We start from the raw sequence: 9969 nt of genomic DNA on the forward strand, positions 1-9969 counted from the left end.
GCCTTTGCCGACGTCACCGCGCCGGTGCGCGACGCGTTCTGGCAATGGTTTTCCAGCTATGCCCCCCTCGCCCGCCTGGTGGCGCCGCGTGGCTGCGTGGCCGCGGTGGAAACCACGCTGCACGCCCTGCCCGGCAGCGCGGCGGCGTTTCCCGATGAACTCGTGGCGCGGCTGGCCTATCGCCACGCGCTGGCGGTGCGCACCGCTGCGCGCGTGCACGCCCGCGTGCCCGATCGCCTGCTCGCCGCGCCGTGCGAAACCGAGGCCGATCAATCCGACCGCATCCGCCGCCAATTGCTGCTGCTGGAACTCTCGGCCGACGAAGCACTGGGCCACCACCTGGGTGACCACGTCCTGCAGTTCTGGATCACGCCCGAAGACCTTGCCGCGCGACAGTTTGCCGCCGTCGAGGTGACCGCGCCCGCCGTCTGAGCCGATTCCCACCCGGAACGGTGGCGCTTTTGCTGGTCAGCCACACAAACTTACCGTCGCCAGGGGTGGCCAAGCCGGACTCCACCCCCTAGCCTGCGCGGCATGGCAGGCCAGCTTCTTCCCACGTCCGCACTTTCCGATGCCCTGGTGATCCTAGGGGCGGCGGGTATCGTCATTCCCGCCTTTGCGCGCTTTCGCATCACGCCGATCATTGGCTTCATCCTGGTTGGCCTGCTGGTGGGCCCCTATGGCCTGGGCTCGCTGGCGCAGCAGCTGCCCTGGCTGCACTACATCACGATATCCAATCCCCACGCGATAGAGCCGTTTGCCGAGTTCGGCATCATCCTGCTGCTGTTCGAGATTGGCCTGGAACTGTCGTTCAATCGCCTGTGGTCGATGCGGCGGCTGGTGTTCGGGCTGGGCGCGATGGAACTGATCGGCTCGGCGCTGCTCGTGGGCCTGGGCCTTATGCTGCTGGGCCAGCCGGTCGCCGGGGCGCTGGGCCTGGGTCTGGCGCTGGCGCTCTCGTCTACCGCGCTGGTACTGCCGATCTCGGGCACGCAGGGGCCGGTTGGCCGCGCCGCGCTGTCAATGTTGCTGTTCGAAGATATCGCGCTGGTGCCGATCATCTTCCTGCTCGGCGCCATGGCCCCGGTGGCAGCGGCCAACGCGCCCAGCCTGGTCGAAACCTTGTGGAAGGGTGGCGCTGTGATCGTCGCGCTGCTGGTGTTCGGACGGTTCGGCCTGCCCCCGCTGTTTGCCCAGGCCGCCAAGACCAAGAGCCCCGAACTGTTCCTGGCCGCCAGCCTGCTGGTGGTGATCGTGGCGGCTCTCGCCACCGGCGCGGCCGGCCTGTCGCCCATCATGGGCGCATTGCTCGCCGGCCTGCTGATCGCCGAAACCGAGTATCATGGCGAGGTTGAGGCAATCACCAAGCCGTTCAAGGGCCTGGCGCTGGGCGTGTTCCTGATCACCGTGGGCATGGGGATCGACCTGCGCGTGCTGGTGGCCAATTTCGGCCCGCTGGCGCTGGGCGTGCTGGGCGTGGTCGTGGCCAAGGCCGTGGTGACCGGTCTGCTGCTGCTGTTCTGGGGCAAGGAACGGTCGACTGCGATCGAGACCGGCATTCTCATGTCCAGCCCATCGGAAACCACGCTGATCGTTTTGGGCACGGCGGCGCAGGCCCAGTTGATCCAGCCGGCCACCGCGCAGTTCTGGCAGATCGTGACCGCCATCGGCCTTACCATCACGCCGCTGCTGGCCAAAGTGGGCCAGGTGGGCGCGGGCCGCGTGCGCAATCGCGCCCGGGCGGACGAGGTCGCTGTGGAAGAACCTGAAGGCCGCCGCACCGTGATCCTGGGCTTTGGCCGCGTCGGCCGCCTGATCGGCGAGATGCTCGCCGAACATGGCCGCCCCTACCTCGCGCTCGATGCCGAACCGGCCGTGGTCCGCGCCGCGCGCGCCGCCGGGCTGCCGGTGCTGTTCGGCAATATCGACAGCGCTGCGGTGATCGACCGGCTCAATCTGGCTGACGCCAGCGCGGTGATCGTGACCATGGACGAGCCGGTGCTGGCGCTGCGCATCGTGCGCAAGCTGCGCACCCTGGCGCCAGATGTGCCGATCATCGTGCGCGCGCGCGATCCCGGCCACGCGGCGCAGCTCTATCGTGCCGGAGCCAGCCACGCCGTGCCCGAAACGCTGGAAAGCTCACTGCAACTGTCAGAAGCGGTGCTGGTCGACCTGGGTGTGCCAATGGGCCCAGTGATCGCCTCGATTCACGAAAAGCGCGATCAGTTTCGCCAGCAGATCATGGCCGAGGGCGAACTCGCCGCGCCGCCGCGCCTCAAGGCGAGCCGTTTGCGCGAGCGGTAACGGAAGGAAGGATAAGGCCCCTCCACCAGCCTGCGGCTGGTCCCCCTCCCCACCCTGTGGGGAGGTGGCAGCCCGAAGGGTTGACAGAGGGGCTGGTGAACAACCAACCCCTCCAACACCAGAAAATTACCCGGCGAGCACGGCCTTGGCCGCAGCCAGCGCATCGGCCGCCTTGCTGCCATCGGGGCCTCCGCCCTGCGCCATGTCCGGCCGGCCACCGCCGCCCTTGCCGCCCAGCGCTTCCACGCCGGCGCGGACCAGATCGACGGCGCTGACCTTGCCAGCCAGATCCTCGGTTACCGCCGCTGCGATCGAGGCGCGGCCATCGTTGACCGCGACGATCACCGCCACGCCCGAACCGATGCGCTGCTTGGCCTGGTCGAGCAACCCGCGCAGCTCCTTGGGATCGAGCCCGTCGAGCACCTGGCCCGAGAACGTCACGCCGCCCACGCTTTCGTCGGCTGCCTCGGCCTTGGCGCCGCCACCACCCAGGGCCAGCGCCTTCTTGGCTTCGGCCAGTTCGCGCTCCAGCTTGCGCCGTTCCTCGATCAGCGCGGCCACGCGCGCTTCCACGTCATCAGGCGTGGTGCGCAGCAGGCTGGCAGTGTGCTTGAGCGCGTCTTCGCGGCCAATCAGCCACTGCCGCGCGCCTTCGCCGGTCAGCGCCTCGATCCGGCGCACACCCGAAGACACCGCGCTCTCACCCACGATGCGGAACACGCCGATATCACCGAGCGCGCGCACGTGGGTGCCGCCGCACAGTTCCACCGAATAGACCTTGTCCGTGGTGCGGCCCATCGACAGCACGCGCACTTCATCGCCATACTTTTCACCGAACAGCGCCATGGCACCGGCAGCGATGGCGTCATCGGGCGTCATCAGGCGGGTGTTGACTGCCTCGTTGGCGCGGATTTCCGCGTTCACTTCGGTTTCGATCGCGGCGATATCGTCCGCGCTCAGCGCCGTGGGATGCGAAAAGTCGAAGCGCAGGCGATCGGGCGCAACCAGCGAGCCCTTTTGCGTGACATGCGCGCCCAAACGGTTGCGCAGTGCCTGATGCAGCAGGTGCGTGGCGGAATGGTTGGCGCGCGTGGCATCGCGGCGCACCACGTCGACCGCCAGTTGCACGGCATCGCCCACGCGGATCGTGCCGGCATCGACCACGGCCTGGTGGGCGTGCAGGCGGCCGAGCGGCTTGGCCGTGTCGGTCACCGTCAGCTTGAGGCCATCGGCGCCGGCGATCGTACCGGCATCGCCCATCTGGCCGCCGCTTTCGCCATAGAACGGCGTCTGGTTGGTCAGCACGGTCACCGTGTCGCCGGCCTGGGCTTCGGTAACTTCAACGCCGTCCTTGACCAGGGCCACGACAACGCCCTCACCGCTCGTGGCGGTGTAGCCGGTGAACTCGGTCGCGCCTTCGCGCTCGGCGATGTCGAACCACACTTCGCTCGATGCCGCCTCGCCCGAACCCTTCCACGCAGCGCGCGCGGCGGCCTTCTGCTGGGCCATGGCCGCGTCAAAGCCTTGGCGATCGACGCTCACGCCACGGGCGCGCAGCGCGTCTTCGGTGAGGTCATAGGGGAAGCCGAACGTGTCATAGAGGCGGAACGCGGTTTCACCAGGCAGCTTGTCGCCTTCGCCCAGGCCAGCCGAGGCTTCGTCGAGCAGGCGCAGGCCGTTCGACAGCGTCTGGCGGAAACGGGTTTCCTCGCGCTGCAGCACTTCCTCGATCAGGGGCTGGGCACGGCCCAGTTCGGGATAGGCCTGGCCCATTTCCGTCACCAGCGAACCCACCAGGCGGTGCATCAGCGGGTCTTTGGCGCCCAGCAGGTGGGCGTGGCGCATGGCGCGGCGCATGATCCGGCGCAGCACATAGCCGCGTCCTTCGTTCGACGGCAGCACGCCATCGGCCAGCAGGAAGCTGGACGAGCGCAGGTGATCGGCGATCACGCGGTGGCTGGCGGTGTGTTCGCCGGTGGCCTTCACGCCGGTCAGGCTTTCCGAGGCGGCGATCAGCGCGCGGAACGTGTCGGTATCATAGTTGTCGTGCTCACCCTGGAGCACGGCGGCAATGCGTTCAAGCCCCATGCCGGTATCGATCGAGGGCTTGGGCAGCTCACCGACGATCTCGCCGGCGGCCTGCTCGAACTGCATGAACACGAGGTTCCAGATTTCGATGAAACGATCGCCATCCTCGTCCGGGCTGCCCGGAGGGCCACCAGCGATATGCGCGCCGTGATCGTAGAAGATTTCCGAGCACGGGCCGCATGGGCCATCATCGCCCATCGCCCAGAAATTGTCCTTGGTGGCGATGCGGATGATCTTGTCGTCGGGCAGTCCGGCAATCTTGCGCCACAGTGCGGCGGCGTCTTCATCGGTGTGATAGACGGTGACCAGCAGCTTTTCGGCAGGAATGCCCCAAACCTTGGTCAGCAGAGTCCAGGCGTTGGTGATCGCCTGTTCCTTGAAGTAATCGCCGAACGAGAAATTGCCCAGCATTTCGAAGAACGTGTGGTGCCGCGCGGTATAGCCCACGTTATCCAGATCGTTGTGCTTGCCCCCGGCGCGCACGCACTTCTGCGAAGACGTGGCGCGCGGAATGCTGCGCGTTTCCAGGCCCGTGAAGACGTTCTTGAACGGGACCATGCCCGCATTGGTGAACATCAGCGTCGGGTCGTTGTAAGGAACGAGCGGCGCGGATGGCACCACTTCGTGGCCTTGCGAGCCGAAGTATTCCAGGAAGGACCGGCGGATTTCGTTCGTCGAAGTCATGCCCCGCCGATTAGGCGAGGCGTGGCTTGGGAACAAGCGGGATTCATCGCTAACCGTGATCGCATTACGCTTTCGTGGCGGTAACGATCCAGGCGGCAGCGGAGAACATGACTTTGCCATCACGGGTGTGCGCGGCGATCACGTCGCGCAGCCGCTGCTCGATCCCGGCGCGGTCAGCCTCCGCTGCCTGGCGCAGGGCCGAGGCGGCCGGCCCGATGCGGCGGAACAGGGTCAGGGCCTGCTCGGCGGCATCGGGCCCCTCGCCTGCCAGATAGGCGAAATCGTGGGGCGTGAAGGCTAGGTCTGTCCAGCCCGCCAGCATGGCCCGCACATGATCGGGATCGGCAAAGGCAAACGGGCCTGGAGAAAAGGGGTTGGGCGCACGCGGATCAGTAGGCTGCGCGGGCGGTGGCACCAAGCCGGCCATCGCGCTGGCCCAGGCGTTTTCGGCCGGCGTGCGAAAGCACGAGAACACCAGCCGCGCCCCCGGCGCCGCCACGGCGGCCAGATGGGCAAAGGCGGCGGGCGGATCGGCAAAGAACATCACCCCGTGGCGCGATACCAGCAGATCGGGCATGAACGCAGGATCCTGCCATTGGCTGGCATCGGCGATGGCAAAGCGCACATTGGCGCGGCCGGCCCCACGCTGCTGCGCGGCAGCGATGAGATCAGCGGACAGGTCGATCCCGCATACCGCGCCCTTGGGTCTGGCAGCGGCCAGCGACAAGGCCAGTTCGCCCGCACCGCAACCGATGTCGAGCACCCGATGGCCGGGCATGGCAGCGATCGTTGCCAGCAAGGCCGGGGTCAGCTGCGCAAAGGTGCGATCGGTGCGCTGCCATTCTTCTGCCCAGGCGCGGCCGACGCCGCCCTGCCAATCCATCGCCTGTGTCATGCTGCCGGTATAAACGATCGCCGCGAGCTTGGCGACAGCGGCGCTTGCGTCACGCCCTGATCCTGGCGTTGTCGCCGGGATGAAAGACTTTGCCTGGCCAAAACGCCAGCGGCGCGCCGTTCACCAGGAACGACGCGCCGGGAGCAAGGAACGGCAGGGCGTGGCGCGGCAGCCTGCCGCCATCGCGCCCTGCGGATCAGATCAACGCCTGATCAGATATCGTCATCAGCGTCAGGGCCGGCCATCAGGCCTTCGGCCACCTGCTCGGTCCGGCCACGGATCGCCGCTTCCAGGCGATCGCGCAGTTCGGTGTTTTCGCGCAGGAAGTTCTTGGCGTTTTCGCGGCCCTGGCCGATGCGCACCGAGTCATAGCTGAACCATGCGCCCGACTTTTCAACCAGGCCGGCCTTGACGCCCAGATCGAGGATTTCGCCGATCTTGGAGATGCCTTCGCCATACATGATGTCGAATTCCACCTGCTTGAACGGCGGGGCGACCTTGTTCTTGACGACCTTCACCCGGGTGGTGTTGCCGGTGATTTCGTCGCGATCCTTGATCTGGCCGGTGCGGCGAATGTCGAGACGGCACGAAGCATAGAACTTGAGCGCGTTGCCGCCGGTGGTGGTTTCCGGGTTGCCGTACATCACACCGATCTTCATGCGCACCTGGTTGATGAAGATCACCATGCAGCGCGAACGGCTGATCGAACCGGTCAGCTTGCGCAGTGCCTGGCTCATCAGGCGGGCTTGCAGGCCGACGTGGCTGTCGCCCATTTCGCCTTCGATTTCGGCACGGGGCACCAGCGCGGCGACCGAGTCGACCACGAGAATATCGATCGCGTTGGAGCGGACCAGCGTATCGACGATTTCCAGCGCCTGCTCGCCGGTGTCGGGCTGCGAGACGATCAGTTCATCGATGTTGACGCCCAGCTTCTTGGCATAGACCGGATCGAGCGCGTGTTCGGCGTCAACGAAGGCCGCCGTGCCGCCGGTCTTCTGGGCCTCGGCAATGGCGTGCAGCGCCAGGGTGGTCTTGCCCGAGCTTTCCGGGCCATAGATTTCGATGATGCGGCCGCGTGGCAGGCCGCCGATGCCCAGCGCGATGTCCAGCCCGAGCGAGCCGGTGGAAATCGCTTCCACCTGCATCGTCTCCTTGGAGCCCAGCTTCATCACCGAGCCCTTGCCGAATGCGCGGTCGATCTGGGCCAGTGCGGCGTCTAGCGCCTTCTGACGATCCATGTCCTTTTCTTTGCCTTCCTGAATGAGCTTGAGCTGCGCCGCCATGGCTGCTTCCCCTTGCCTAGAGATGGCTGACACGAACCGTCAACACGCAGAACAATGTACTTATTCTGTTCCAATGGAACAAGAGGGGAACGAAAAATTCTCTCCAGAGCGGAGACAATTCCCGCTGCGCACTGGAAACATGGGGATTTCAGGGACTTTTTCAAGCTCTCCGGCACCGCAAGCCACGCTCGGCATGGCATTTCTTCGGTGTGGGAAAATGCTGCCATCGTGGCGGAATTGGCGACTCAGCTGGCCTATCGACCGCCCCTCCGTCAGGCCTGCGGCCTGCCACCTCCCCACCTTGTGGGGAGGATTTTGAAGGTCCTCCCCACATCGTGGGGACGGGAACCGCCCGCGCAGCGGGTGGTGGAGGGGCAATCACTCCCCGCGCAGCACCTGTTCCACCGCCGCCACGATCTGCGCCACCGAAAACGGCTTGGCCAGGAAATGCATGTTGGGGATGTCGATCTCGCGGCGGAGCTGTTCCTCGGCATAGCCTGACATAAACAGCACCGGCAGATCGGGCTTCACCCGGCGAATCTCGCGCGCCATGGCCGGCCCGTCCATCGAAGGCATGACCACGTCGGACACCACCAGGTCGATATCCCCGCCAACCGCCATGATGCGTGACAGCGCCTCCAGGCCGTCCTCGCCATCGGCCGCCGTGGTCACCTCATAGCCCTGGCGGACCAGCGCCCGTTCGGCCACGGCGCGCACGGTGTCCTCGTCCTCTACCAAGAGCACGCGCCCACCACCGGTCCATTGCGTGCGGCGCGTCTCGCCCTTGGGCTTGGCCGCTTCCACGGCCTCGGCCGGATCGGGCACATGCACCGGCAGGTAGATGGTAAAGCGCGTGCCCTTGCCCACCTCGCTATCGGCAAAGATGAAGCCCCCCGATTGCTTGACGATGCCATAGACAGTGGAAAGGCCAAGGCCGGTGCCCTTGCCCTTTTCCTTGGTGGTGAAGAACGGTTCGAAGATCTTGCCGATCTGCGAGGGCTTGATGCCGTGCCCGGTGTCTTCCACCACCAGCGCGGTATAGTCTGCCACGGGCAGGATTTCGCTTTTCATCGCCCGCACGTCATTGGCGCTCACCCGCCGCGTGGCGATGCGCAGCGTGCCGCCGGTCTTGGTATCGGCGCCGTTGGCGGTCATCGCATCGCGGGCATTGACGGCAAGGTTGAGCAACACCTGCTCCAGCTGCACCGGATCGGCGCGGACCAGGCCCAGATCGCGATCGTGGGTCACGTCGAGCTGGATCTTCTCGCCCAACAGGCGCTTGAGCAGGGTGGAAACCTCGGCCACCACATCGGGCAGTTGCAGCACTTCGGGGCGCAGCGTCTGCTGGCGCGAAAAGGCCAGCAATTGCCGGGTGAGCGAGGCCGCGCGGTTGGAATTGGCCTTGATCTGCTGGATATCGTCGTAATCGCTGTCGCCCGGCGTGTGGCGCATCAGGATCAGATCGCAATAGCCGATGATCGCGGTAAGCACATTGTTGAAATCGTGCGCCCCGCCGCCGGCGAGCTGGCCCACCGCCTGCATCTTTGTGGCCTGGGCAATCTCGCGCTTGAGGCGGGCTTCCTCGGTCGAATCCTTGAGGCTGAGCAGCACGGCCCCCTCGCCCATGCCGCGCACGCCGGCGAGGCTGAGCGAAACCGGCTCTTCGGGCGAGGCGCGCAGGCGCACCGCCACGTCGCCCGCCGTGGGCGCGCCCTGGGTATAGCGGCGGACGGCATCGGCCAGCGCGCCCTTGTCTTCGCGGATCACCAGGTCGGAGGGATAGGGCGGCGGCACGGTATCGTCATGGCCGGCCGCGCGCAGGAACGCACGATTGGCAAAGAGGAAGCGGCCATCGCGATCGGTCATCGCCAGGCCCAGCGGCAGGCGCGAGAGCAGCGCCTCGATCTGCGGCAGCCCGGCGCGCGCGTCACCCAATGCGCCGTCGTTGTCGATGATCAGGAACAGCGAGGGCACCCGCGCCGGATCGGTGCTGGCCACGCCATCGGGATCGGCGATCGGTACGTGGACAAAGCGCACCGGCGTGCCGCGCGCGCCTTCGCGGGCATAGAAAATGCGTTCGGCATCATCGGCACGGAACCACGAGACAAAATCGCTGCCGCCCACCTGCGCGCCCTCCCCGCCAGCGCGGGTGGCAAAGGCGCGGTTGGCGGCGCGCACCAGGCCATCGGGCATGACCACGGCCGCCTGGATGCCTTCGCGGGCCAAGGCACGGCCGAGCTTTCCGGCCACGTGCCCGGCCATGTCAGCCACCAGGTCTGCCTGTTCGAGGGGAATGAACCGGCACACCAGGTGATCCTGCCCACGCCCGGCGCGCAACAGTTCTGCCCGCCAGCGCCCTTTGGGCGAGGTGACTTCGCCAATCTGAGCCCGGCCATCGCGCCAGGCGGCGCGCACCGCGCCATCGAGCGCTTCGACAGCAGGGGCATCAAGTGGCAGGCGCGGCGGCGCGACATGGCCAAACCACTCCGCAAAGCGGCTGTTGGCGCAGGCCAGGCGGCCGGCACGATCGAGGATCGCCAGCGCTTCATCGGGCCGCTCGATCGCGGCAAAGGTCACCGACCAATCGGGCGCGGCCGGTGCAGTCTCTCCACGTGCGGGAACGAAGCGCAGCAGCAGGCGCGCCACCAGGGCCAGCGTGGCAATGCCCAGCAGGTAGGCTGCGGCCAGCACAGCATCACCCGCCAGCAGCCACAG

General features: G+C 66.7%; 6 protein-coding genes. 2 read left to right on the forward strand and 4 right to left on the reverse strand.

Annotated features, from left to right (window positions below; translation table 11 throughout):
* Nucleotides 1-432 (forward strand): DUF1963 domain-containing protein (locus tag H926_RS30345; protein ID WP_043611269.1); only part of this gene is annotated, 432 nt, incomplete at its 5' end.
* Between the two features lie 102 nt (nucleotides 433-534).
* Complete coding sequence (locus H926_RS0123625; protein ID WP_022678429.1) at nucleotides 535-2304, forward strand: cation:proton antiporter; 1770 nt, start codon at nucleotides 535-537, stop codon at nucleotides 2302-2304.
* Between the two features lie 126 nt (nucleotides 2305-2430).
* Here the strand turns inward: H926_RS0123625 and alaS are convergent, their stop codons facing one another.
* From alaS to H926_RS0123645, 4 genes are all read right to left on the reverse strand, one after another.
* A complete protein-coding gene (gene alaS / locus H926_RS0123630; protein WP_022678430.1) occupies nucleotides 2431-5076 on the reverse strand; it encodes an alanine--tRNA ligase in 2646 nt (881 codons plus the stop codon).
* Nucleotides 5077-5140: 64 nt separating this feature from the next.
* Nucleotides 5141-5971, reverse strand: coding sequence for a class I SAM-dependent methyltransferase (locus H926_RS0123635; RefSeq protein WP_022678431.1), 831 nt, complete (start codon nucleotides 5969-5971; stop codon nucleotides 5141-5143).
* 212 nt (nucleotides 5972-6183) lie between these two features.
* Nucleotides 6184-7254 carry a recombinase RecA gene (gene recA, locus H926_RS0123640; protein WP_022678432.1) on the reverse strand — a complete coding sequence of 357 codons (1071 nt, stop codon included), beginning with the start codon at nucleotides 7252-7254 and terminating at the stop codon, nucleotides 6184-6186.
* Between the two features lie 378 nt (nucleotides 7255-7632).
* A partial coding sequence (locus H926_RS0123645; protein WP_028658430.1) for an ATP-binding protein occupies nucleotides 7633-9969 on the reverse strand: 2337 nt, incomplete at its 5' end.

Source organism: Novosphingobium sp. B-7 (assembly GCF_000410615.1).
Lineage (GTDB): Bacteria > Pseudomonadota > Alphaproteobacteria > Sphingomonadales > Sphingomonadaceae > Novosphingobium > Novosphingobium capsulatum.

What these genes read in the sequence shown, in the direction of transcription:
- H926_RS0123625 (WP_022678429.1), top strand. Translation starts at nt 535, where the DNA reads ATGGCAGGCCAGCTTCTTCCCACGTCCGCACTTTCCGATGCCCTGGTG.
- alaS (WP_022678430.1), bottom strand. Translation starts at nt 5,076, where the DNA reads ATGACTTCGACGAACGAAATCCGCCGGTCCTTCCTGGAATACTTCGGC.
- H926_RS0123635 (WP_022678431.1), bottom strand. Translation starts at nt 5,971, where the DNA reads ATGACACAGGCGATGGATTGGCAGGGCGGCGTCGGCCGCGCCTGGGCA.
- recA (WP_022678432.1), bottom strand. Translation starts at nt 7,254, where the DNA reads ATGGCGGCGCAGCTCAAGCTCATTCAGGAAGGCAAAGAAAAGGACATG.